The organism is Paracoccus sp. (in: a-proteobacteria) (genome assembly GCF_030538695.1).
Taxonomy (GTDB): Bacteria; Pseudomonadota; Alphaproteobacteria; order Rhodobacterales; family Rhodobacteraceae; genus Paracoccus.
Genome location: NZ_JAUNTN010000013.1, coordinates 19,839 through 42,006 on the forward strand (window position 1 = coordinate 19,839; position 22,168 = coordinate 42,006).

At 62.4% G+C, this 22,168-nt stretch carries 32 protein-coding genes; 28 read left to right on the plus strand and 4 right to left on the minus strand.

Translation table 11 applies throughout. From position 1 onward, the window contains the following. The first annotated feature begins 106 nt into the window (after positions 1-106). The 14 genes from Q4G24_RS08635 (at position 107) to Q4G24_RS08700 (ending at position 9,254) form a co-directional block, all read left to right on the plus strand. Positions 107-844 (plus strand): sulfite exporter TauE/SafE family protein, encoded by a 738-nt coding sequence (locus Q4G24_RS08635; RefSeq protein ID WP_303366116.1) that lies wholly within the window; start codon positions 107-109, stop codon positions 842-844. Between the two features lie 77 nt (positions 845-921). Next, the gene (locus Q4G24_RS08640) at positions 922-1,761 is read left to right on the plus strand and encodes a CoA ester lyase (protein ID WP_303366117.1); all 840 of its coding nucleotides are present in this window, start codon (positions 922-924) and stop codon (positions 1,759-1,761) included. Between the two features lie 3 nt (positions 1,762-1,764). Beyond that, the gene (locus tag Q4G24_RS08645; protein ID WP_303366118.1) at positions 1,765-2,313 is read left to right on the plus strand and encodes an NnrU family protein; all 549 of its coding nucleotides are present in this window, start codon (positions 1,765-1,767) and stop codon (positions 2,311-2,313) included. A 1-nt stretch (position 2,314) separates the two neighbouring features. Further along, positions 2,315-2,521: a DUF1737 domain-containing protein gene (locus Q4G24_RS08650; protein WP_303366119.1), complete on the plus strand. Its 207-nt coding sequence runs from the start codon at positions 2,315-2,317 to the stop codon at positions 2,519-2,521. Next, the gene (locus tag Q4G24_RS08655) at positions 2,518-3,552 is read left to right on the plus strand and encodes a MaoC family dehydratase (protein ID WP_303366120.1); all 1,035 of its coding nucleotides are present in this window, start codon (positions 2,518-2,520) and stop codon (positions 3,550-3,552) included. Before Q4G24_RS08650 ends, Q4G24_RS08655 begins: the two co-directional genes overlap by 4 nt. A gap of 283 nt (positions 3,553-3,835) precedes the next feature. Then, the gene (gene sdhC / locus Q4G24_RS08660; protein ID WP_303366121.1) at positions 3,836-4,228 is read left to right on the plus strand and encodes a succinate dehydrogenase, cytochrome b556 subunit; all 393 of its coding nucleotides are present in this window, start codon (positions 3,836-3,838) and stop codon (positions 4,226-4,228) included. Positions 4,229-4,241: 13 nt separating this feature from the next. Then, entirely contained in the window at positions 4,242-4,628 is a 387-nt protein-coding gene (locus Q4G24_RS08665; protein WP_303366122.1) for a succinate dehydrogenase, hydrophobic membrane anchor protein, read from the plus strand. A 7-nt stretch (positions 4,629-4,635) separates the two neighbouring features. Further along, positions 4,636-6,438 (plus strand): succinate dehydrogenase flavoprotein subunit, encoded by a 1,803-nt coding sequence (gene sdhA / locus Q4G24_RS08670; RefSeq protein ID WP_303366123.1) that lies wholly within the window; start codon positions 4,636-4,638, stop codon positions 6,436-6,438. Continuing rightward, a complete protein-coding gene (locus Q4G24_RS08675) occupies positions 6,438-6,791 on the plus strand; it encodes a hypothetical protein (RefSeq protein WP_303366124.1) in 354 nt (117 codons plus the stop codon). Before sdhA ends, Q4G24_RS08675 begins: the two co-directional genes overlap by 1 nt. Then, complete coding sequence (locus Q4G24_RS08680) at positions 6,791-7,102, plus strand: hypothetical protein (RefSeq protein WP_303366125.1); 312 nt, start codon at positions 6,791-6,793, stop codon at positions 7,100-7,102. The genes Q4G24_RS08675 and Q4G24_RS08680 overlap by 1 nt, the downstream gene beginning before the upstream one ends. Before the next feature lie 3 nt (positions 7,103-7,105). Further along, positions 7,106-7,885, plus strand: coding sequence for a succinate dehydrogenase iron-sulfur subunit (locus tag Q4G24_RS08685; protein ID WP_303366126.1), 780 nt, complete (start codon positions 7,106-7,108; stop codon positions 7,883-7,885). Positions 7,886-8,029: 144 nt separating this feature from the next. Beyond that, complete coding sequence (locus Q4G24_RS08690) at positions 8,030-8,164, plus strand: hypothetical protein (protein ID WP_303366127.1); 135 nt, start codon at positions 8,030-8,032, stop codon at positions 8,162-8,164. 53 nt (positions 8,165-8,217) lie between these two features. After that, positions 8,218-9,057 (plus strand): DUF1989 domain-containing protein, encoded by an 840-nt coding sequence (locus Q4G24_RS08695; RefSeq protein ID WP_303366128.1) that lies wholly within the window; start codon positions 8,218-8,220, stop codon positions 9,055-9,057. Continuing rightward, on the plus strand, positions 9,054-9,254 hold the full coding sequence (locus tag Q4G24_RS08700) for a hypothetical protein (RefSeq protein ID WP_303366129.1): 201 nt from the start codon (positions 9,054-9,056) through the stop codon (positions 9,252-9,254). Before Q4G24_RS08695 ends, Q4G24_RS08700 begins: the two co-directional genes overlap by 4 nt. A gap of 22 nt (positions 9,255-9,276) precedes the next feature. Here Q4G24_RS08700 and Q4G24_RS08705 read toward each other — a convergent pair whose 3' ends face one another. Then, positions 9,277-9,669, minus strand: coding sequence for a helix-turn-helix transcriptional regulator (locus Q4G24_RS08705; protein ID WP_303366130.1), 393 nt, complete (start codon positions 9,667-9,669; stop codon positions 9,277-9,279). Positions 9,670-9,850: 181 nt separating this feature from the next. Here Q4G24_RS08705 and Q4G24_RS08710 point away from each other — a divergent pair, with 181 nt between their 5' ends. The 5 genes from Q4G24_RS08710 (at position 9,851) to Q4G24_RS08730 (ending at position 12,562) form a co-directional block, all read left to right on the plus strand. Beyond that, on the plus strand, positions 9,851-10,201 hold the full coding sequence (locus tag Q4G24_RS08710; protein WP_303366131.1) for an AtpZ/AtpI family protein: 351 nt from the start codon (positions 9,851-9,853) through the stop codon (positions 10,199-10,201). Positions 10,202-10,306: 105 nt separating this feature from the next. Beyond that, complete coding sequence (locus Q4G24_RS08715; RefSeq protein WP_303366210.1) at positions 10,307-11,014, plus strand: F0F1 ATP synthase subunit A; 708 nt, start codon at positions 10,307-10,309, stop codon at positions 11,012-11,014. Between the two features lie 55 nt (positions 11,015-11,069). Continuing rightward, positions 11,070-11,306 (plus strand): F0F1 ATP synthase subunit C, encoded by a 237-nt coding sequence (locus Q4G24_RS08720; RefSeq protein ID WP_303366132.1) that lies wholly within the window; start codon positions 11,070-11,072, stop codon positions 11,304-11,306. 75 nt (positions 11,307-11,381) lie between these two features. Next, positions 11,382-12,008 carry a F0F1 ATP synthase subunit B' gene (locus Q4G24_RS08725; RefSeq protein ID WP_303366133.1) on the plus strand — a complete coding sequence of 209 codons (627 nt, stop codon included), beginning with the start codon at positions 11,382-11,384 and terminating at the stop codon, positions 12,006-12,008. Beyond that, positions 12,008-12,562: a F0F1 ATP synthase subunit B gene (locus Q4G24_RS08730; RefSeq protein WP_303366134.1), complete on the plus strand. Its 555-nt coding sequence runs from the start codon at positions 12,008-12,010 to the stop codon at positions 12,560-12,562. The genes Q4G24_RS08725 and Q4G24_RS08730 overlap by 1 nt, the downstream gene beginning before the upstream one ends. Positions 12,563-12,769: 207 nt before the next feature. Here the strand turns inward: Q4G24_RS08730 and Q4G24_RS08735 are convergent, their stop codons facing one another. Beyond that, positions 12,770-13,432, minus strand: a complete 663-nt coding sequence (locus Q4G24_RS08735) for an OmpA family protein (protein ID WP_368660937.1) — start codon at positions 13,430-13,432, stop codon at positions 12,770-12,772. Positions 13,433-13,631: 199 nt separating this feature from the next. On the opposite strand from Q4G24_RS08735, the gene nth reads away from it, so the two are divergent. The 9 genes from nth to cysE all read left to right on the plus strand — a co-directional run bounded on the left by nth (position 13,632) and on the right by cysE (position 20,717). Then, the gene (gene nth, locus Q4G24_RS08740) at positions 13,632-14,297 is read left to right on the plus strand and encodes an endonuclease III (RefSeq protein ID WP_303366135.1); all 666 of its coding nucleotides are present in this window, start codon (positions 13,632-13,634) and stop codon (positions 14,295-14,297) included. Next, the gene (locus tag Q4G24_RS08745; protein ID WP_303366136.1) at positions 14,294-15,310 is read left to right on the plus strand and encodes an adenosine kinase; all 1,017 of its coding nucleotides are present in this window, start codon (positions 14,294-14,296) and stop codon (positions 15,308-15,310) included. Before nth ends, Q4G24_RS08745 begins: the two co-directional genes overlap by 4 nt. Before the next feature lie 131 nt (positions 15,311-15,441). Beyond that, positions 15,442-16,701: a beta-ketoacyl-ACP synthase II gene (fabF, locus tag Q4G24_RS08750; RefSeq protein WP_303366137.1), complete on the plus strand. Its 1,260-nt coding sequence runs from the start codon at positions 15,442-15,444 to the stop codon at positions 16,699-16,701. 2 nt (positions 16,702-16,703) lie between these two features. Further along, on the plus strand, positions 16,704-17,885 hold the full coding sequence (mltG, locus tag Q4G24_RS08755; RefSeq protein WP_303366138.1) for an endolytic transglycosylase MltG: 1,182 nt from the start codon (positions 16,704-16,706) through the stop codon (positions 17,883-17,885). 309 nt (positions 17,886-18,194) lie between these two features. Further along, complete coding sequence (locus tag Q4G24_RS08760) at positions 18,195-18,545, plus strand: permease (protein ID WP_303366139.1); 351 nt, start codon at positions 18,195-18,197, stop codon at positions 18,543-18,545. Then, positions 18,496-18,753 (plus strand): hypothetical protein, encoded by a 258-nt coding sequence (locus Q4G24_RS08765; RefSeq protein WP_368660938.1) that lies wholly within the window; start codon positions 18,496-18,498, stop codon positions 18,751-18,753. The genes Q4G24_RS08760 and Q4G24_RS08765 overlap by 50 nt, the downstream gene beginning before the upstream one ends. A 67-nt stretch (positions 18,754-18,820) precedes the next feature. After that, complete coding sequence (locus Q4G24_RS08770; RefSeq protein WP_303366140.1) at positions 18,821-19,132, plus strand: hypothetical protein; 312 nt, start codon at positions 18,821-18,823, stop codon at positions 19,130-19,132. Further along, positions 19,125-19,850 (plus strand): DUF2793 domain-containing protein, encoded by a 726-nt coding sequence (locus Q4G24_RS08775; protein ID WP_303366141.1) that lies wholly within the window; start codon positions 19,125-19,127, stop codon positions 19,848-19,850. The genes Q4G24_RS08770 and Q4G24_RS08775 overlap by 8 nt, the downstream gene beginning before the upstream one ends. A 57-nt stretch (positions 19,851-19,907) precedes the next feature. Then, positions 19,908-20,717: a serine O-acetyltransferase gene (cysE, locus tag Q4G24_RS08780; RefSeq protein ID WP_303366142.1), complete on the plus strand. Its 810-nt coding sequence runs from the start codon at positions 19,908-19,910 to the stop codon at positions 20,715-20,717. Here the strand turns inward: cysE and Q4G24_RS08785 are convergent. Continuing rightward, on the minus strand, positions 20,714-21,760 hold the full coding sequence (locus Q4G24_RS08785) for a quinone-dependent dihydroorotate dehydrogenase (RefSeq protein WP_303366143.1): 1,047 nt from the start codon (positions 21,758-21,760) through the stop codon (positions 20,714-20,716). The two genes, cysE and Q4G24_RS08785, sit on opposite strands and share 4 nt — an antisense overlap. Continuing rightward, positions 21,757-22,092: a DUF952 domain-containing protein gene (locus Q4G24_RS08790; RefSeq protein ID WP_303366144.1), complete on the minus strand. Its 336-nt coding sequence runs from the start codon at positions 22,090-22,092 to the stop codon at positions 21,757-21,759. Before Q4G24_RS08790 ends, Q4G24_RS08785 begins: the two co-directional genes overlap by 4 nt. Between the last annotated feature and the right edge of the window lie 76 nt (positions 22,093-22,168).

The following is a 22,168-nucleotide window of genomic DNA, read 5'->3' on the forward strand; positions in this document are numbered from 1 at the left end:
TATCCTCCTAAAGGTTTATCAGCTTGGCGGCAGGGGTAAGCCTTTGCAGCCCGCCGCGCAAGGCGTTACAGGCAGGGTTTGCGCTAACCTTGCACGGGATGAACGAATGGAGCCGCAAATCTGGGCACTGATGGCGCTGGCCGCCTTTCTTGTCGGTCTGTCCAAGGGCGGGCTGTCCATGATCGGCGTGCTGGCGGTGCCGCTGGCGGCGCTGGCGATCAATCCGGTGCTGGCGGCGGCGTTGCTGCTGCCGGTTTATGTGCTGTCGGATCTGTTCGGGCTGCTGGCCTATCGTCGCCAGTTCGATGCGCGGGTGATTTTGCGGCTGACACCGGGGATGCTGGCGGGGGTGGCGCTGGGATGGGCCACGGCCTCGCTGGTGTCGCCGGATGCGGTCGGCGGGCTGGTCGGGGTCATCGGGCTGGGCTTTGCGCTGTGGTCGTTGCTGCGCCCGCCGCCGCCCGATGCAGCGCCGCGCCCCGCGCGCTGGCTGCCGGGAACGATCTGGGGCGGGCTGGCCGGATATACCAGCTTTGTCAGTCATTCGGGGGCGGCACCCTATCAGGTCTATGTGCAGCCTTTGCGGCTGGGGCGCGAGGCTTATGCCGCCACAGTGACGGTGTTTTTTGCGATCACCAATGCGGTCAAGCTGATCCCCTATGCGGCACTGGGGATGCTGTCAGTTGATAACCTGTGGCTGTCGGCCAGCCTGTTCCCCATCGCCGCTGCGGGCGTCGGCATCGGCGTCTGGGCGGTGCGGCGCATATCCGAGCGCGGCTTTTACCTGTTCATCACCTGGGCCTTGCTGCTGGTCTCGCTCCGCCTGATCTGGGCCGCCTTCTGACGCTGCGGCGCGGCATTTCCACTTGCCGTTTCGTTCGGGCTGCGGCAGTCTCGCGCAAGATTATTGCGAGGCGAGACATGACCAAGCCCTATCGTTCCGTTCTGTATATCCCGGCAGCCAATGCCCGTGCGATGGAAAAGGCCCGCGCTCTGGCGGCGGATGCCATTATCTTTGACCTTGAAGATGCTGTCGCGCCGACCGAAAAGACGGCCGCCCGTGCGGCGCTGAAAGACGCGCTGGCGCAGGATTATGGCGGGCGGTCGCGGATCGTGCGGATCAATGCGCTGGACACAGAATGGGGCAGGGCGGATGCCGCAGCCTTTGCCAGCGGGGCGGATGCGGTTCTGATCCCCAAGGTGAACAGCCCCGCCGATCTGGATGCGGTGGCGGCGATTATCCCCGACACGCCGCTTTGGGCGATGATGGAAACGCCGCTGGCGATGCTGAATGCCGCCGCGATTGCCGCCCATCCGCGTTTGCAGGGCATGGTCATGGGCACCAATGATCTGGCCAAGGATATCAATAGCCGCTTTCGCCCCGACCGTCTGCCGATGCTGACCGGACTGGGGCTGTGCCTGCTGGCCGCCAAGGCGCATGGCAAGGTGATCGTGGACGGGGTGTTCAACGCCTTCAAGGACGAGGACGGGTTGCGTGCGGAATGTGAACAGGGCCGCGACATGGGCTTCGATGGCAAGACGCTGATCCATCCGGCGCAGCTTGACATCGCCAACGCGGCCTTTGCGCCCTCGGATGCGGAAATCGACCTTGCCCGCCGCCAGATCGAGGCCTTCGACGCCGCGCAGGCGGAAGGTAAGGGCGTGGCGGTCGTGGATGGCAAAATTGTCGAAAATCTGCATATCGTGACGGCGAAAGCCACTCTGGACAAGGCCGCAGCCATTGCGGCAATGAAAGGATAAGCCATGTTTTTCCTGATTTTAGGCGTGGCCTTATGGTCTGCCGCACATCTGGCCAAGCGAGTCGTTCCGGGGTTCCACAAATCGCTTGGCGGGTCCGAGCGGCCGATGGTGACGGCGGCGCTGATTATCGCGGTGCTGCTGATGATCTGGGGCTATCGCTCAGCCGACGGAGATATATGGTGGGGGCCGACGGCAGCCCTGAAAGGGATCAATAACCTGATGGTGCTGGCCGGGTTCTACCTGTTCGCAGCCGCCGGAATGAAAACCGCAATCACCCGCAAGCTGCGCCACCCGATGCTGACCGGCTTTATCCTGTGGTCGGCGGGGCATCTGCTGGTGAATGGCGATCTGCCCTCGTTGATCCTGTTCGGCGGGCTGACCCTGTGGGCGCTGGCGGAAATCGTGCTGATTAACCGCGCAGAACGCTGGACACCGCCGCAGGGGCCACTGAACCCGCGCAAGGAAATCATGGCGCTCATTGGCGGCGTGATCGTCTTTGGCGTGGTGGCGATGATCCACAAATGGCTTGGCTATAACCCGTTCGGAGCATGACATGACCACGCTTTACCGCTGCATCACCGAAGATGACACCTCACGCTTTTGCCACCGTGTTTCCGAAGCCTTGTCAAAGGGTTGGGCGCTGCACGGCAGCCCGACCATGGCGCATGATCCGGTCAAGGGCGTGATGCGCATGGGGCAGGCCGTCACCAAAACCGTCGCTGTCGAATACCATCCCGACATGAAACTGGGCGAGCAATGAGCAAAACCAATCCGGGCCGCTTTTTCGAGGATTACCGCATCGGTCAGGTGATCCGCCATGCCGTGCCGCGCACCGTGGCCGAGGGCGAACGCGCACTGTATCATGCGCTGTATCCGGCACGGCATGCGCTCTATTCCAGCGACGAATTCGCCGCTGATTGCGGGCTGGACGGCAGCCCGATGGACGATCTGATCGCCTTCCATATCGTGTTCGGCAAGACCGTGCCGGATGTCAGCCTGAACGCGGTGGCGAACCTTGGCTATGCGCAGGGGCGCTGGCTGGCCCCGGTCTGGCCGGGCGATACGCTGCGGTCCGAATCCGAAGTGATCGGGCTGAAACAGAACAGCAACGGCAAATCCGGGGTGGTTTATGTGCGCACCCGCGGGCTGAACCAGACCGGCGATGTCGTGCTGGAATATGTGCGCTGGGTCATGGTGCGCAAACGCGATGAGGCCGCGCCTGCGCCGGAAACCGTGGTGCCGGATCTGCCCGCCGTGGTGGATGCGGCCGATCTGATCGTTCCCGAGGGGCTGAACTTCTTGGGCTATGACTTTGATCTGGCGGGCGAACCGCATCGCTGGGGCGATTACGCGATCGGAGAAAAGATCGACCATGTGGACGGCGTGACCATCGAGGAAGCCGAGCATATGCTGGCCACGCGCCTGTGGCAGAACACCGCCAAGGTGCATTTCGACGCCACCAACCGCGAGGACGGGCTGCGGCTGATCTATGGCGGCCATATTATCAGCATGGCGCGGGCCTTGTCCTTCAACGGGCTGGCGAATGCGCAGATGATCGTGGCGCTGAACGGCGGCGCCCATGCCAATCCCTGTTTCGCTGGTGATACCGTGCGGGCGTGGTCCGAGGTGCTGGACAAGGCCGAAACCGATGCGCCTGGCGTCGGTGCGATCCGGCTGCGGCTGGTGGCGACCAAGGGCGACAGCGGCGCGTTCCCCCTGCGCGGTCAGGATGGCAAATACGCGCCCGATGTGCTGCTGGATCTGGACTACTGGGCCTTGATGCCGGTCTGATCTTTCTTCTTCACGGAAATATCCCGGGGGTGCGGGGGCAGCGCCCCCGCATTGTTTGTGACTCTTTTCCTCATAAAAAACTGTTGCCCGCTAATCGTGATCACAAGTCTGACCATGTGATCACAAATCCTGAAAAATAGATAAAATTCACAGCAATTGATTGCTGAACCCGTGACAAGCCCGTGAAAATGGTGCAAGTCAGAACGCAAATCCAGCCAGCCCGCCGCGCCAGCTTTCACGATAGCCAAGCGGTCTGGGCCACGATCCGAAGGGAGAGAGCCTTATGGCTGACGTGAATCGCGGCAATCGTCCGCTGTCACCGCATCTTCAAGTCTATCGGCTGCCGCTGACGGCCATCACCTCGATTCTGACCCGCGCCACCGGCCATGCTTTGCTGGCGGGCGTGGTTCTGTTCGTGTGGTGGCTGGTGGCGGCTGCAACGTCCGACCGGGCTTTCGCCTGTGCCGATGCTGTCGTGCATAGCTGGTTCGGCTTTCTGGTGATCTGGGGCTCGGTCTGGTCGCTGTGGTATCACTTTGCCGCCGGCATCCGCCACCTGATCTATGATGCGGGGCACGGGCTGGAGATCGACACGGCGCATAAAATGGCCATCGGCGTTATCGCGGCTTCGGTCGTGCTGACCCTGCTGACCATGATTTTCTATTATTTCGGCTGAGGGAGAGGGCAAGATGCGTTACATCACCCCGCGCAAGGCTGCTTCGGGACTGGGCGCGTCCCATACCGGGACCGAACATCACTGGTTTATGACCGTCAGCGCCGTGGCGCTGGCGATCCTGACCCCGGCTTTTCTGCTGGTTGCGGGCCGTGCCATCGCGCTGCCGCGCCCGGAAGTGCTGCTGTATTTCTCGAAACCTTACCCGGCCATCGTGACCGGGCTGTTTCTGGCCGTTGGCATGATCCATTTCATGCGCGGCACGCGAATCATGATCGACGACTATTTCCGCGGCACCGCCCGCAAGGTCGGCCTGATCGTCGCGGATATTTTCGGGTGGGCGCTGATCGCCTGCGGTCTTTTTGCGCTGGCGCGGATGTCGCTGGCCACGGTTCTGGTCTGAGGGCGTCATGGCTGATTACGATTACACAACGCATGATTATGATGTGGTCGTTGTGGGCGCTGGTGGCTCTGGCCTGCGGGCGACGCTGGGTATGGCCGAGCAAGGGCTGCGCACGGCCTGCGTGACCAAGGTTTTCCCGACCCGTTCCCATACCGTTGCGGCGCAGGGCGGCATTGCTGCCAGCCTTGGCAACATGGGGCCGGACCATTGGCAATGGCATATGTATGACACGGTGAAGGGCAGCGACTGGCTGGGCGACACCGACGCGATGGAATATCTGGCGCGTGAGGCCCCCAAGGCGGTCTATGAGCTGGAACATTACGGCGTGCCGTTCAGCCGGACCGAGGAAGGCAAGATCTATCAGCGCCCCTTCGGCGGCCACACGACCGAGTTTGGCGAAGGCCCCCCGGTGCAGCGCACCTGCGCCGCTGCCGACCGCACCGGCCACGCGATCCTGCACACGCTCTATGGTCAGTCGCTGAAGAACAATGCTGAGTTCTTCATCGAATATTTCGCGCTGGACCTGATCGTTACCGACGGCAAATGCACTGGCGTTGTCTGCTGGAAACTGGACGACGGCACGATTCATGTGTTCAACGCGAAAATGGTGGTGCTGGCGACCGGCGGTTATGGCCGCGCCTATTTCAGCGCGACCTCGGCCCATACCTGCACTGGCGACGGTGGCGGCATGGTCGCCCGCGCCGGTCTGCCGCTGCAAGATATGGAGTTCGTGCAGTTCCACCCGACCGGGATTTATGGCTCGGGCTGCCTGATTACCGAAGGCGCACGGGGCGAGGGCGGCTATCTGACCAACAGCGAGGGCGAGCGGTTCATGGAACGCTATGCGCCGACCTATAAGGATCTGGCCAGCCGCGATGTGGTCTCGCGCTGCATCACCATCGAGATCCGCGAAGGCCGTGGCGTCGGTCCTGACAAGGATCACATGTTCCTGAACCTGCAACACCTGCCGCCCGAGGCGCTGGCAGAACGTCTGCCGGGGATCAGCGAATCGGCCAAGATTTTCGCAGGCGTCGATGTGACCAAGGAACCGATCCCGATTTTGCCGACGGTGCATTACAACATGGGTGGCATCCCCACGAACTATTGGGGCGAAGTCCTTGATCCGACGGATGAAAACCCGGACCGTATCTTCCCTGGCCTGATGGCTGTGGGCGAGGCTGGCTGTGCTTCGGTTCATGGTGCGAACAGGCTTGGCTCGAACTCGCTGATTGACCTTGTGGTGTTCGGTCGCGCCGCTGCGATCCGCGCTGGCGAGGTCGTCGAGGCTGACACCCCGGTGCCGGCGACGAATACGGCTGCGGTGGCGAAGATCCTCGACCGTTTCGACAGCATCCGCAACGCCAGCGGCGGCACGCCGGTCGCGGAACTGCGGCTGGAAATGCAGCGCACCATGCAGGCCGATGCGGCGGTGTTCCGCACCGACAAGACGCTGGCTGAGGGCGTGGACAAGATGAAATCTATCGCCGCCAAGCTGGACGATCTGCACGTCACCGATCGCGGTCTGATCTGGAACACCGATCTGATGGAAGCGCTGGAGCTGACCAACCTGATGCCCAACGCCATGGCCACCATCGTTGCCGCCGAGGCGCGCAAGGAAAGCCGCGGCGCCCATGCGCATGAGGACTGGCCCGAGCGGGATGATGCCAATTGGCGCAAGCACTCTCTTGCGAAGGTCGATGGCCCGGATGTTAAACTGTATTACCGGCCCGTTCACCTTGATCCGCTGACCAGCACCGAGGAAGGCGGGATCGAGCTGAAAAAGATCGCGCCTAAGAAAAGGGTTTACTGATGCGTCTTTCCTTGATTGCGGCAGCCGCCGCCATGACTGCGCTGTCAGGCTGTGTTGTTCCCGTTGCGACCACCACACCGACTGCGCCCACGCCGACCGCTACGCCCGCAACCGGGCTGACGGCGGCGGCTCGCGCCACCGCGCGCAATGTTATCAACACCGAAATGGCTGCGCGCCTGCCCGGTGTGAACACGCAGCCCTATACGGATTGCGTGGTGTCCAATGCCTCGCTGGCGGAACTGGCCGATCTGGCCGGGCTGCAAGGCAAGGCAGGGGCCGCCGATGCGGTGGCCGGTATCGTCAAGCGCCCGGCGACGACCCAGTGCATCGCACGGGTTGCGGCGACCGCCTGATGCGCAGGCTTGCGCCCTTGGCCCTGATCGGGGCGCTGGCCGTTACGGCCTGCGGCCCGGTCACGGTGGAACAGGCCGAACGGTCCTGTCTGGATGATGCGCGCAGTGCCAAAGGCCCGCGCGGATCGGTCGCCATTGGCGCAGGTGGCAGCCGCCACGGGATTTCCCCTTACGGACGGGTCGAGATGTCCGTCTCGTCCGATTACATCTTTGGCCGCGATCCGGCCGAGGTGTTTACCAATTGCGTGATGCGCCGTTCGGGGCAGATGCCCACACGGTCGCTTGCCGACCAGCCGGGTTGGAAAGGATAGATCATGGTTCAACTCACCCTTCCGAAGAACAGCCAGATCCGGGTCGGCAAGACCTGGCCCAAGCCCGAAGGGGCAACCAATATCAAGACGTTCAAGATCTATCGCTATGATCCGGCGACGGGCGAGAATCCGCGTCTGGACACTTATTTCGTCGATCTGGACAAATGCGGCCCGATGATTCTGGACGCGCTCATCAAGATCAAGAACGAGATCGACCCCACGCTGTCCTTCCGCCGCTCCTGCCGCGAAGGGATCTGTGGTTCCTGCGCCATGAATATCGACGGTGGCAACCATCTGGCATGTATCTATGGCATCGACGAAGTGGCGGGGGATGTGAAAATCTATCCGCTGCCGCATATGGCGGTGGTCAAGGATCTGGTGCCGGACCTGACGCATTTCTATGCGCAGCACGCCAGCGTGAACCCCTATCTGATCACCAAATCTCCGACGCCGAACAAGGAATGGCGCCAGTCGATCGAGGATCGCAAAAAGCTGGACGGCTTGTATGAGTGCATTCTTTGCGCTTCCTGCTCGACCTCTTGCCCGTCCTATTGGTGGAACGGCGATAAGTATCTTGGCCCGGCCGCGCTGCTGCACGCCTATCGCTGGATCATTGACAGTCGTGATGAGGCCACGGGCGAGCGTCTGGACGATCTGGAAGATCCGTTCAAACTGTATCGTTGCCATACGATTATGAACTGCACCAACACTTGCCCCAAAGGGCTGAACCCAGCCAAGGCAATTGCCTCGATCAAGCATATGATGGTGGAACGGATCGTCTGATCTGTTTGACATTCTCTGCACGGCGCGGGATGATCCGCGCCGTTTTCATTTGCAGACCGGCTATGCCACAATAGCAATACTGCTTCTGGACAACCTGCGCTAAATACCACGCCGAGGGAGGCGATTCGAACAAGGATTCGCCCAATGACGAACGACATTCAAAAGGCCAAAGCCGCTGAGAAAGCCCGCCGCGCCCGCGCCGTGCTTGAACAGATGTATGGCTATTACGACTATGAGGCCCCGGTCGCTGCGCGTGACGAGGTGCCTTACGCGGCCTGATTGGGCCGTTCATTTATGTTGACGGGGCAGGGCAGGCGGCGCAACATGCGCCCATGTCCAGTGCCGTCACCCGTATTCCTGCTGATGCCGCCGCCCGTCGGGCGTCGCGGGTCGTGCTGACCTATGATCCGGCAACGCTGCCGCCGCCTGATCTTCCCATTCTGGATGTTGCGCGGCAAGCGGCCGAAAAGACGGCTGAAATCGTCGTTCCGGCACGGGAAGGTCGCTGTTTCGACGTGCCGCAGGGCAGCTTCTTTCGGATCACCTGCATTGACGGTCCGCAGGTAGGGGATCTGAACCTCTGGTCCGCTGCCGACCCTGCCGAGCATTTCTTTTCTGGTAAGACCCGCGCCATTCACGGCACCCATGTCACGGTGGGCGACCGGCTGTGGTCGCGGCTGCCGTGGCTGCGCCCGATGGCGACGATCACCGCCGACACGCTGCGCTGGTATGGGCGCGATGGTGACGGCGGTGCCGTGCATGACGTCATCGGCACCCGCTGTGATCCCTATACGCATCGGCTGCTGTCGGGAGGTGATTATCACCACTGCTGCCATTCCAACCTGACCAATGCGCTGGCGGCGCATCTCGGCCTGCCAGTGCAGGATGCTGAACCGCTGGTCCATGACGTGCTGAATGTCTTTATGCTGACCGGCTTTACCGGGCCACGGATGCGCTATTTTATGAAGGCCAGCCCGGTTCGCCCCGGCGATTATATCGAGTTTTACGCGGAAATCGACCTGATCGGCGGGCTGTCAGCTTGTCCCGGTGGCGATTGCGGCGACCAGCACAGTTCGGATGCGGCGTCCTGCCACCCGCTGCTGGTGGAAATCTTCGCGCCGCCGGCACCGCCACGCGCCGCGCCGGAACCCAGCTCCTACCGCTGGCCATGACCGATCCCGAAGAACATAAGACGTTGCGCCCGCTGGTGCAGCGTTTCAAGGTGATCTTATGGACGACATGCAAAGACCATATTGAAAGCTATGGCCGCCTGAACGACCCTCGCATCTGGCTGTGTGGTCTGCTGGTCGTATCGCTGTTTCTTGGGATTTCGGCCCTGATTATCGAACTTAACCTTTGGCTCAGATAGCGGCGGCGCCTTTCTTCTTCACCTAAATATCCCCGCCGGAGGCACCAGCGCCGTCAGGCGCTAACTCAAGAACGCTTTGGTCGCTTTCTAACTCAACCGCCAGAAATCGTTCAAAATCATCCAGATCGACCGGATCGAACTGCCCGAAACCTTGCATCCAGACCGAGGCCGCCCGCATCCCGTCCGGGTCCAGCTTGCACCAGTTGATACGGCCCCGGCGCTCTTGTGCGATGAGCCCGGCTGCGGCCAGAACCACCAGATGTTTGGATACTGCGGCAAGGCTGATCCCAAAGGGGGCGGCGACATCGCTGACGGCCATGTCATCCTCCAGCAGCATGGTCAGGATCGCGCGCCGGGTCGGGTCTGCCAGGGCGGCAAAGATGCGGTCAAGCTGCGCGGACGGGGGATTGCTCATGCTGTGGGCCGGAATGGTCAACGAAACGGTTGAATAATGCCCCGTGCTGCTGCCTACCACAAGTCAAAAGCTGATTTTACTATCTCCACATGAAAACAACAGCTTGGGGTGGCCAATCCATTGCTTGACTCGGGGCTATCCTGACCCTATCACAGCCCGGACCGATAACGCGGGTGTGACCTTGGCCGAGACCAGTGAAACCGACCGCCAGCGCGATGCCGACAGGCTGCGCTCGCTTGAGGAAAAACTGGCGCAGGCCAAACGGGCCGCTGAACCTGCCAAGCCGGTCAAAGACTTTCATCAGGCTAATCAGGCCTGGCGGATGGTGACAGAGCTGGTAGCCGGGTTGGGCATTGGGTTGCTGATCGGTTATGGGCTGGACAGATGGCTTGGCACGATGCCGGTCTTTCTGGTCATCTTCGTTCTGCTTGGCTTTGTGGCCGGGGTCAAAACGATGCTGCGCACCGCCGCAGAAATCGGAAAGACCGCTGAGGGCAAGGCGCAAGCTGCGGCTCGCAGGGGCTGTGAATAAGGTTTCGGGCACTGCCCGGTAAGGATATGGGCGCATCGGCGCCCGGCAGGAAAGGGGCTGACAGTGGCTGGTGACGCGCATAGCGAAGGTTTGGTCTTTCATCCGATGGATCAGTTTCTGGTCAAGCCGCTGTTCGGGGATGGCCCGGTCAACTGGTGGACGCCGACCAATGTGACGCTGTGGATGTTCATTGCACTTGCCGCGATCACCGCGCTGATGGCGCTTGGCACCCGTGGCCGCGCGATCATTCCGGGCCGCGTTCAGTCCATCGCGGAACTGGCCTATGGTCTGGTTCACAAGATGGTCGAGGATGTCGCGGGCAAGGACGCGCTGCGCTATTTTCCCTATATCATGACGCTGTTCATGTTCATCGTTTTCTCGAACATACTGGGTCTGCTGCCAAAATCCTTCACCACCACTTCGCATATCGCGGTGACGGCGGTTCTGGCGTTCGGGGTGTTCATCAGCGTGACGGTGATCGGCTTTGTCAAGAATGGCGCGCATTTCCTTGAGCTGTTCTGGGTCAAGTCTGCGCCGCTGGCCATCCGCCCGGTTCTGGCCGTGATCGAGGTCATCAGCTATTTCGTGCGTCCGGTCAGCCACTCCATTCGTCTTGCTGGCAACATGACCGCAGGCCACGCCGTTATCAAGGTTTTCGCGGGTTTTGCCGCCATTGCCGCTGTCGCGCCGGTCTCCATTCTGGCCGTCACCGCCATGTATGGCCTGGAAATCCTCGTCGGCTTTATCCAAGCCTATGTGTTTACCATCCTGACCTGCGTCTATCTGAAAGACGCGCTGCATCCGTCGCACTAAGGCGGCTGCTCGGGATACCTCAATTCACCACTTCCAACCGCAAGGAGAATACACCATGGAAGGGAATATCGCTGAACTCGGTCAGTATCTGGGTGCTGGTCTGGCTGCTATCGGTTCCGGCATCGCCGCTGTCGGTGTGGGCAACGTGGCCTCGAACTTCCTGGCGGGCGCTCTGCGCAATCCGTCGGCTGCCGGCTCGCAAACCGCCACGCTGTTCATCGGCATGGCCTTCGCGGAAGCTCTGGGGATCTTCGCGTTCCTCGTCGCGCTTCTGCTGATGTTCGCAGTCTGATCCACCCCATCCTTGCGGCGGGGTGAGGGGCAACCCCTCACCCCTTCGTGACCTGAAAGGCCAAGGGGTAAGGAAATGTTCAGCCTGTTGCAGCAGACCGCGCCTGTCGTGGTCGAAACCATTGAAGAAAACACCGTAGTTGTGCCGGAAGCGGCGCATGGCACGGTGGAGGTGGCCCACGGGGCCGCTGCTGCTGCGGAAAGCTCGACCGGGATGCCGCAGCTTGATTTCAGCACGTTCGGCAACCAGATCTTCTGGCTTCTGGTGACGCTGGCGGTGCTTTACTGGGTGCTGTCACGCATCGCGCTGCCGCGCATCGCCTCGGTCATTTCTGATCGTCAGGCGGCGGTGACGGGCGATCTGATGGCCGCCGAAGAATTCAAGCGCAAGGCGCAGGAGGCCGAGGCCGCCTATGAGGATGCGCTGACGCAGGCCCGGAGTGAGGCCGGCAAGATCGTCGAGGCCAACCGCGCCGCGATCCAGAAAGATCTGGATGCTGCGATTGCCAAGGCGGATGCTGAAATTGCCGCTCGTGGGCTGGAATCGGAAAAGCGCATTGCGGATATTCGCGCCTCGTCGCGTGCCGATGCCGCAACCGTGGCCAAGGATGTGACCGCTGATCTTCTGGCCGCGTTTGGTGGTCAGGCTGATGCGGGCGCAATCAATGCCGCCGTGGACGCCAAGCTGAAAGGGGCTGCCTGATGAAACGTCTTGCCATCATCGCGGCCTTGGCTGCCAGCCCGGCTTTTGCCGCCTCTGGCCCGTTCTTCTCACTGCGCAACACGGATTTCATCGTGCTGCTGGCTTTCCTGCTGTTCGTCGGGATTTTGGTTTATTACAAAATTCCGGGGCTGATCGGTGGGATGCTGGACAAGCGTGCCGAGCAGATCCGCGCCGATCTGGCCGAGGCCCGCAAGCTGCGTGAAGAGGCGCAGGAGGTTTATGCCAGCTATGAACGCCGCCAGCGCGAGGTGAAGGATCAGGCCGACGCCATCGTTGCCAATGCCAAGCGCGAAGCTGAGGTCAGCGCCGAGAAGGCCCGCGCCGATCTGGCCCGCTCGATCGAGCGCCGGATTCAGGCCGCGCAGGACCAGATTGCCAGCGCCGAAAATGACGCTGTGCGCGCGGTTCGCAACAGCGCCGTGGGGGCTGCGGTGGCTGCGGCGGCGGAACTTCTGGCTGCGCAAGGCAATGCCACGCAGCGCAGCGCCGAGATCGACAGCGCCATCGAAGATGTTGCCCGGCGGCTGAGCTGAGCATCTTTTCAGAGCAATCAAGGCCCCGCTTCGGCGGGGCTTTTTTGTGCGATTAACGAATTCTTGGGGATTTTCTGCCAGACTGACACCATGAAACGAATGGTGGCGATGATTCTGGCGGCGCTGTCTGGCATATTCTGCCGGGCTTGCGGCGATCTGATGCAAAAGGCCGGGCGTATGGCCCGACCTCTGGTCGCTGTGTCCCGCTTATTGCGTCGGGCGGATATTGATTTCCACCCGACGGTTCTGCGCCCGGCCTTCGGCGGTGTTGTTGCTGGCAATCGGTTGCGCCTGCCCGCGACCTGCAATCGCCAGCCGCGTCTGCGCGACCCCTGCTGCGGTCAGGATACCGGCAACCGACCTTGCCCGGCGCTCGGACAGATCAAGGTTATAGGCGGCGGTGCCGGTCGAATCGGTATGGCCGATAACCTCGACCCGGCTATTCGGATATTGGTTCAGGTTCCGCGCCAGCGCGTAAAGGTCATTCTGCGCCGCACCCGACACGGCGGCGGAATCGGTGGCAAACAGAATGCCCTCGGGCATGATGACCGACAGATAACTGCCGTTGTTCACGATGCGGATGTTCGGGTTGGTGATCTGGCTGCGCAGCGCCCGTTCCTGCTGATCCAGAACCGCGCCGACGGCGGCACCCGCAGCCGCACCCACGGCGGCGCTGCGCAGCACGTCGCGGGTTTCGGTTTTATTGTCCCGCTGGGCGCCGTAAATCGCGCCCGCTGCGGCTCCGGCAATCGCACCTTGCGCGGTGCGGCTCATGCCGGTGGTTGTGGTTCCATCGGTCGGCGCACAGGCTGCAAGGCCCAAAATCCCCGCCGATGCCAGAAGAAGGGTCACACGCGCTTTCATCATCATAGCCTCGTTCCATTGACAGTTGCGGAAATGCCGGAATGGGCTGCATTGCTGGACCTGCCCGGCTTTCCTTCTGCTATTCAACGCCGGGGCTTTGCTCTGGTTCCGGTTCTGACCTGCGCTCGCGCAGGGGTGAAGCCGTGGGATTGCATTGGCGACGGCTGGGGCTTGCAAAGCCATGCCCTGCGTTGCATCAGGCGGAATGGCCCGGAAAATCACGAAATTACCCGCAGCATTGTCTTATCGCACTCAGGTCGAGATCTTTTCCCGACTACGGGCGCAGGCACCGCAGCCGGAAACCGAACTTCATTATGGCAATGCGTTTCAACTGCTGGTGGCGGTGGCGCTGTCGGCACAGGCCACCGATGCAGGGGTGAACCGGGCAACCTCGGCGCTGTTTCAGCAGGTGACGACACCGCAGCAAATGCTGGATCTCGGGCTGGAGGCGCTGACCGAGCATATTAAAACCATCGGTCTGTTCCGCCAAAAGGCCAAGAATGTCATCGCCCTGTCGTGGATATTGGTCGAGGAGTTCGGCGGCGAAGTGCCGTCTTCCCGCGCCGCGCTGATGCTTTTGCCGGGGGTGGGGCGCAAGACGGCGAATGTGGTGCTGAATTGCGTCTGGCATTTTCCGGCGCAGGCGGTGGACACGCATATTTTTCGCGTCGGCAACCGCACGCAGATCGCGCCGGGCCGCGACGTGGACGAGGTGGAACGCGCCATCGAAGACAATATCCCCGCAGAGTTTCAGCAAAACGCCCATCACTGGCTGATCCTTCATGGCCGCTATATCTGCACCGCCCGCAAGCCGCGCTGTGTGGATTGCCTGATCCGGGATCTCTGCCCTTACGAGGAAAAAATCGTATGAGTTATGACGTTATCGGCATTGGCAATGCCATTATGGACATGATCGCCCCGATCGAGGACGCCCGGCTGACCGCATTGGGTATCGAGCGGGGGATCATGCAACTGGTGGACCAGAGCCGGGCCGAAGAACTGACCGTTGCGCAGGAAATGGCCGACGGGGCAGCGGATGGGCGCGCTCATGCACAGGTGCTGCCGGGCGGTTCAGTCGCCAATACGCTGGCCGGGATTGGGAAGCTGGGGCTGCGGACCGGCTTTATCGGGCGGGTGGCAAATGACCCGCTGGGGCTGAGTTATGCCGAGCAATGCGAACTGGCGGGGACGCGGTTTCTGAACCCGCCGGTTGCGGGGGATTCCCTGCCGACCTCGCGCAGCCTGATTTTCGTGTCGCCCGATGGTGAGCGGTCGATGAACACATATCTGGGGATTTCGGCGGAAATCAGCCCTGATGATGTGGACCCCGCCGCGTTTCAGGGTGTTGGCTGGCTGTTTCTGGAAGGCTATCTGTTTGATAAGGCAAAAGGAAAGCAGGCGTTCCTGAAAGCTGCTGAACTGGCCCATGCGGCGGGTGGGCGCGCGGGCATTGCGCTGTCAGATCCGTTCTGTGTGGACCGTCATCGAGAGGATTTCCGCCGCCTGGTGGCCGGTCCGATGGATTATGTGATCGGCAATGTGCATGAATGGACCTCGCTTTATCAGACCGAAGATCTGGAGGCCTCGCTGGCGCAGGCCAGCCGCGATTGCCGGCTGGTGATCTGCACCCGATCCGGCGAAGACGCTTTGCTGATCGAGGACGGGCGGCGGGTGACGGCGCGGGTCGATCCGGTGGTGCCGGTCGATGCGACGGGGGCCGGCGATCAGTTCGCGGCGGGGCTGATCTATGGGCTGGCCTCAGGGCGGCCGCTGGAGGTTGCGGGCCGGATGGCGACGCTGGCTGCTGCCGAGGTGATCGGCCATGTCGGGCCGCGCCCGCAGGCGGATTTGCGCGAAGCCTTCCGGGCCGAGAGGCTGATCTGATCGGCGGGCGGTGAACCATCGGCCGTGCCTGATGTGCAAAAAAAGGCGATGCGCGGGGTCTGGTTTCGCGCGTTGCGTGAAACGGGTGGCGCGTGTATCACATGCGGCAGAATAATTCAGAAGGGAATACCATGCGCAGAGTTGTCGTCACGGGGCTGGGAATGGTCACGCCGCTGGCTTGCGGGGTTGAGGAAACATGGTCGCGGCTCCTGGACGGGCAGTCGGGTGCGGGGCCAATCACACGCTTTGATCCGGCCAATGTGGTGACGAAATACGCTTGTGAGATCCCGCAAGGCGACGGCAGCGATGGCACGTTCAACCCCGATGACTGGATGGAGCCGAAAGAGCGCCGCAAGGTCGATGATTTTATCCTTTATGGTATGGCGGCGGCCGTTCAGGCGGTGAATGACAGCGGCTGGGCACCCGAAACCGAAGAACAGCGTGAGCGCACCGGGGTGATGATCGGCTCGGGGATCGGTGGGCTGACCTCGATCGCCGAAGCGGCGGTGCTGATCCATGAGCGTGGACCCAAGCGGGTGTCGCCGTTTTTCATCCCCGGCTCGCTGATTAACCTCGTTTCCGGGCAGGTGAGTATTCGCTTTGGTTTCAAGGGGCCGAATCATGCCGTGGTGACGGCGTGCAGCACAGGCGCCCACGCGATTGGCGATGCGGCGCGGCTGATCCAGCTGGGCGACGCGGATGTGATGGTCGCAGGTGGTGCGGAAGCCCCCATCAGCGAAATCGGGATTGCCGGGTTCAATGCCTGCAAGGCACTGTCCACCAAACGCGCGGATGATCCCAAGGCCGCCAGCCGCCCGTGGGATGCAGAGCGCGATGGCTTTGTGATGGGCGAAGGCGCGGGTGTTGTCGTGCTGGAGGAATACGAACACGCCAAAGCACGCGGGGCAAAGATTTACGCCGAGGTGCTGGGCTATGGCCTGTCGGGCGACGCTTATCACATCACCGCGCCGAGCGAGGATGGCGATGGCGGTTTCCGCTCGATGTCTGCAGCGCTGAAGCGGGCCGGGCTGGAGCCTGCCGCGCTGGATTACATCAATGCGCATGGCACCAGCACGATGGCCGATGTGATCGAACTGGGCGCGGTCGAGCGTCTGCTGGGCGATGCAGCGGGCAATGTGGCGATGTCGTCCACGAAATCCAGCATCGGGCATTTGCTGGGCGCTGCGGGCGCGGTCGAGGCGATTTTTTGCGTGCTGGCGATCCGCGACCAGATCGCCCCCCCAACGCTGAATCTGGATGATCCGGCGCGGGAAACGGCGATTGACCTGTGCGCCAATGCTGCTGTGCGTCGCAAGATCGACCTGGCGCTGTCGAACAGCTTTGGCTTTGGCGGCACCAATGCCAGCCTTGTTGTCGGCAAGGTGCGCTGACCATGTGGCGCAATATCGTCTCGAACCTGATGACGCTGGCTATTCTGGGGCTGGTCGCGGTTGCGGCGGCAGTTGCCTGGGGGCGGCACCAGTATAGCGCCCCCGGTCCCAGCGATGTAGCGCAATGCGTGCAGGTCGCGCCGGGGGCCAGTCTGCGCGCCGTCAGCGACCGGCTGGCCGAGCAAGGGGCGATTTCGCAAGCCTATATTTTCCGCACCGGCGCGGATTATGCGGGCAAGGCAGGTGATCTGAAATTCGGCAGCTATCTGGTGCCAGCCCATGCCAGTATGGAGCAGATCGTCGATGTGATCACGGCTGGCGGGCCAAGCACCTGCGGCACCGAGGTGATTTTCCGGGTGGGTGTGCGGGGCAATACGGTGGTGTTGCGCGACGTCAATCCGCAGACTGGCCAATATGAGGACCGCGCCCGCTATAATCCTGCGACCGAGGATGCGCCCGAGGCGATCATGCAGGCCGAGGCGCAACCTGATGCGCGGCTGCGCTTTGCGGTGGCCGAAGGCACGACAAGCTGGCAGATCGTCGAAGGGCTGAAAGAAGCCGGTTTCATGTCGGGCGAGATCAGCAGCGTTCCGGCGGAAGGCGCGCTGGCGCCGGATACCTATGAGGTCAAGAAGGACGCCGACCGGCAGGCGCTGCTGAACGAAATGGAGCAGCGGCAGGCGGCCATTCTGGCAACGGCATGGGAAAACCGGGTGATGGGGCTGCCTTATCGCACGCCGGAGGAGGCGCTGATTATGGCCTCGATCGTGGAAAAGGAAACCGCGGTGGCGGCCGAGCGGGAAACCGTGGCAGGCGTTTTCGTGAACCGGCTGAATCAGGGGATGCGCCTGCAAACCGACCCGACGGTGATCTATGGCGTGACCGGCGGGCAGGGGATTCTGGACCGGGGGTTGCGGCGCTCGGAACTGGATCGGCGCACGCCCTATAACACCTATCAGATCGACGGGCTGCCGCCGACGCCGATTGCAAATCCCGGTCGGGCAGCCATCAATGCGGCGCTGAACCCGGCACAGACGGATTACATCTTTTTCGTCGCTGACGGGACCGGCGGTCATGCTTTCGCAGCAACGCTGGAGGAGCATAACGCCAATGTTGCCCGCTGGCGCGAGATCGAGGCGCGGCAGGGGCAGGCGGCTGACTCGCCAGTGCAGGATGGCGGCTGAGATCTGTGATCCGTTACGGGAGCTGGAGCCGGCGCGATTCCCTCGCGCCGGTTTTTTCATGCCATGTTTCGGCAGATGAGAGGGCCGCTGCCGCAGATGTTGCGGAGGGTGTTGCGGGGCGCGGACCCTATCAAACATGGGATTTTGTGGGGTGTTGCGCTCGCTGCATGGTTTAAAGGTTGACTTTGCGAACGCCCTTAGATAGAAAGTTCCCATGCTGGGAGAAGTGGGTAAGCGGCCGGGTCAATGACCTTGCCGCTTTTTTCATTCCTCGCCTCGTGCGGACAGGCACACGAGACAGGGCAATCAATGACAGCACGATTCGAGCCGGGGCCGGGCGCCCCGGATGGGCCTTACAGCCCCGACAAGGCGGCGGCCGATCTGGCCGTGGCACAGGAACTGTTCCGCGAAACCGCCGCGGATCTGAACGGAGTCCGCCGGGCGCTGCGCGACGGCGAGACGGATCAGGTGAAGGATGCGGTCAAGCTGGTGCGCGAGCTTCGCGTGGCAACCCAGCTTGTGCTGGAGGAAAGGAACAAGCTTGACAAGATTCGCAAGGACATTGCCGGAGGGGTCGGAGTGGGTGCGCTCGACCTTGACGCAGCACGCGATGAAATCGGGCGCAGGCTGGCTTGCCTGCGCCGCGCCGGAGGAGGTTGAGACGTTTCTGGCCAGCCTGTCGGAAAACGCGCTGGTCAGCCTGCCGTGGATTTTCGACTTTTGGGCCATGCCGCACCAGTTGCCCCCCGAGGGCGACTGGAAAAGCTGGGTTATCATGGGTGGGCGCGGTGGCAGTATTGGAAGCGCTGACATCGGAGGCGGGGCCAAGCTGAGCGTCACGATTCCATGCCCGTCGCTGAAAGAATAGATGCGGATGCTATTATGTTGACCAAGGTGCCGGATATTGGTCTAGGGCAGCTTTCGCGGGCAATGGGTTGCGGCCGTTATCGCCCGCGCATCTGCGGATCGAGGGGCGGCGGATCACATGGCTGCGCCGCACACGGGTGCAGGGTGACGGCTGGGACGGCCCGGATGTGCCGCTTGGCGAAGGCTTGGAAGCTTACCTGCTGCGCCTGACCCGCGACGGCACTTTGCTGCATGAGGTCAGCCTGACGGCCCGCAATTGGACCGTGCCGCAAGATGTCTGGGATACCGCCCGCGCGGGTGGGGATTTCGCCGTCGAGGTCGCGCAACTGTCTGAAACCTATGGCCCCGGCTTTTTCGCAGAGAGGATGATTCATGTCTGAACAGGAAACCGCCAAACTTGGCCTGCCGCTGGTCCAGCCCGCGCAGGCGCAAAAGCATGTCACCGTGAATGAAGGGCTGATGCGGCTGGATGGGCTGGTCAATCTGGTGCTGGAAAGCGCGGATCTGGCCACCCCGCCTGAAACGGTCGTGGATGGGGTCGCCTATGGCGTCCCGGCAAGTGCTGTCAACGCATGGGCCGGGCAGGGCGGGCGCATCGCCATTGGTGCAAATGGCGGCTGGGTCTTTGCCGACCCGGCCGCAGGTCAGCGGGCGATGCTCCGCGACAGGGGGCTGCCTGCGATCCACGACGGCAAGGCTTGGCGCATTGGCGCGATCACGATGGGGGCGCTTGGCAGCGGGCTGAGCGCCGGGCTGGCCGAAGCTGTGGTGACGCTGACGGCGGGTGAGCGGGTCACATCTCTGGTCTATATCCCCGCAGGTGCAATGGTGATCGGTGCCAGTGCAAGGGTTGTCGAGAAGATCACCGGCAGCGCAAAGACTTGGCGGCTTGGAACGGTGGACAGCGATGGCGGCGGCAGCGACCGCTTTGGCAAGGGGCTTGGGCTGGACGCTGGCTCTTATGCAGGGGGGATGCTGTCGCTGCCCATGACCTATTGGGCGCCCGCCCCGCTGGTCATCAGCGCCGAAGGGGGTGCTTTTACTGGCGGTGCAATCAGCGTTTCGGTGCATTGGCTGACGGTGGCGATTCCGGCCTGACGCTTTCCCTCGCCCGCGTTTTGGCGTAGGGCGAGGGGGTATCTGTCGGAGGATCGCATGGACGGGATCGGGGAAATCAGTGCGGACGAATTGTGGCCGCGCATCTGCCTTGAGGCGCAGGAGGCCATTCAGGCCGAGCCGCTGCTTGGCGCATTGATCCATGCCGGGTTGCTGCATCATGGCAGTTTCTCCAGCGCGCTGGCCTATCGTTTCGCGCTGAAACTGGCCTCGGGCGAGATGTCGGAGCAGGTGCTGCGCGAGATTGCCGATGCCGCCCATGGGCAGGAGCCGGCGCTGGTCGATGCTGCCCGCCGCGACCTGCTGGCCCATTATGAACGCGATCCTGCCACCCACCGCCTGATGCAGCCGATGTTGTTTTTCAAGGGGTTCCAAGCCCTGCAAGCCTATCGCCTTGGCCATTTCCTGTGGCAGAACGGGCGGCATGATATGGCCTATTTCGTGCAGATGCGCTGTTCCGAAGTGTTCGGTGTCGATATTCACCCCGCCGCACGGATCGGCACGGGGGTGATGATTGACCACGCCCATTCCATCGTGATCGGAGAAACTGCGGTCGTGGGCAATGATGTGTCGATGCTGCATTCCGTTACGCTTGGCGGCACCGGCAAAGAGGATGGGGACCGCCATCCCAAGATCGGCAATGGCGTGCTGATCGGTGCAGGTGCCAAGATTTTGGGCAATATCCATGTGGGGGGACGCAGCCGTATCGCTGCTGGTTCGGTGGTGCTGGAGGACGTGCCGGGCTGCAAGACCGTCGCCGGGGTTCCGGCGCGGATCGTGGGTGATGCCGGTTGTGCTGAGCCATTCAGCTCAATGGATCACATGCTGCGCCTGCGCGAGATGCTTTAGGCGCTTCCGGTGAGTTCCGGCAGGGTCATGTGGTTGCGGGACAGGTAGTCATCCAGTTCCGCCGCCAAACGCGGCAGCATGGAAAAGCCCTGATAGATCAGGCTGCTATATAACTGAACAGCACTGGCACCAGCCCGCAGCTTGGCGATAAGCTGTTCGGTGCTGGCAATGCCGCCAACCCCGATCAGCGGGATCTCGCCACGGGTCAGCGCGTAAAGTCGCGCCAGAACAGCGGTCGAGCGGTCGAACAGCGGCTGCCCTGACAGCCCGCCCGCCTGTTGCGCCTGCGGATCGGTCAGGCCGTTGCGCGACAGGGTGGTGTTGGTGGCAATCAGCCCGTCGATGCGGGCGTTCAGTGCGACTGCTGCCAGATCGGCCAGCCCTGCCTCGTCCAGATCAGGGGCGAGTTTCACGAAGACCGGACGGCGGCGGCCGGGCAGGGCATCACGCGCCGCCTGCACACCGGACAGCAGGGCGGCCAGCGCCTCGGGACCTTGCAGGTCGCGCAGTTTTTCCGTGTTGGGAGAGCTGACATTGACGGTCAGAAAATCCGCGCCCACCCCGGCCATCTGAACGACTTGCGCGAAATCGGCCATGCGGTCACTGCTGTCCTTGTTCGCGCCGAGGTTCAGCCCGACGGGGATGCCCGCCACACGCTGCGCAAGGCGCTGGCCAATGATTCCAGCCCCCTCATTATTAAACCCAAAGCGGTTGATGATGGCGTGATCCGCCGTCAGCCGAAACAGGCGCGGCTTGGGGTTCCCCGGTTGCGGCCGCGGCGTCGCGGCGCCGACCTCAATGAAGCCGAAACCAGCGCGGGACAGCGGCCCGACCACACGGGCATTCTTGTCATAGCCCGCCGCCAGCCCGATCGGGTTCGCCAGATGCATCCCTGCAACCTCGCAGGCCAGCCGGTCAGAACCTACCGGCCCACCAGGCAGCGGCACCAGCCCTGTTGCCAGCGCCCTGATCGACAGATCATGCGCGGTTTCCGGGTCCAGCCGGTGCAGCGCGGCCAGGCCGATACGCTCGATCAATTTCATCCCAAATCTCCGAAATCATGCCCATCCGGGCCAAGCCGCAGAGGTCGGTGCCATAGCACCTCATCCAGCCGCAACGCGCGATACAGATGTGGGAACAACGCCCCGCCGCGTGACACTTCCCACCGCAGCGAATCGCCAAGCGCCGCACCGTCCAGCGCCGCCAGAATGGCATCCGATACCCCGGCGAAATGCTTGGCTGCGGTTTCCCGAACCTGCTCAACGGTCGAGAAATGGATGAACCCATCGGCCAGATCGACCGGCGCGCCAAGGGTTTCCCCGCGCGTGCGCAGATCGTTCCATTCGGCCAGACGAAAAATCTTGAAAATCAGCATGGCGACCTTATCGCCGCGACTTTCCTGCCGGTCAAGCACTGTCAGGGGTTGCGATATGCAGCCGTTCCGGCAAACC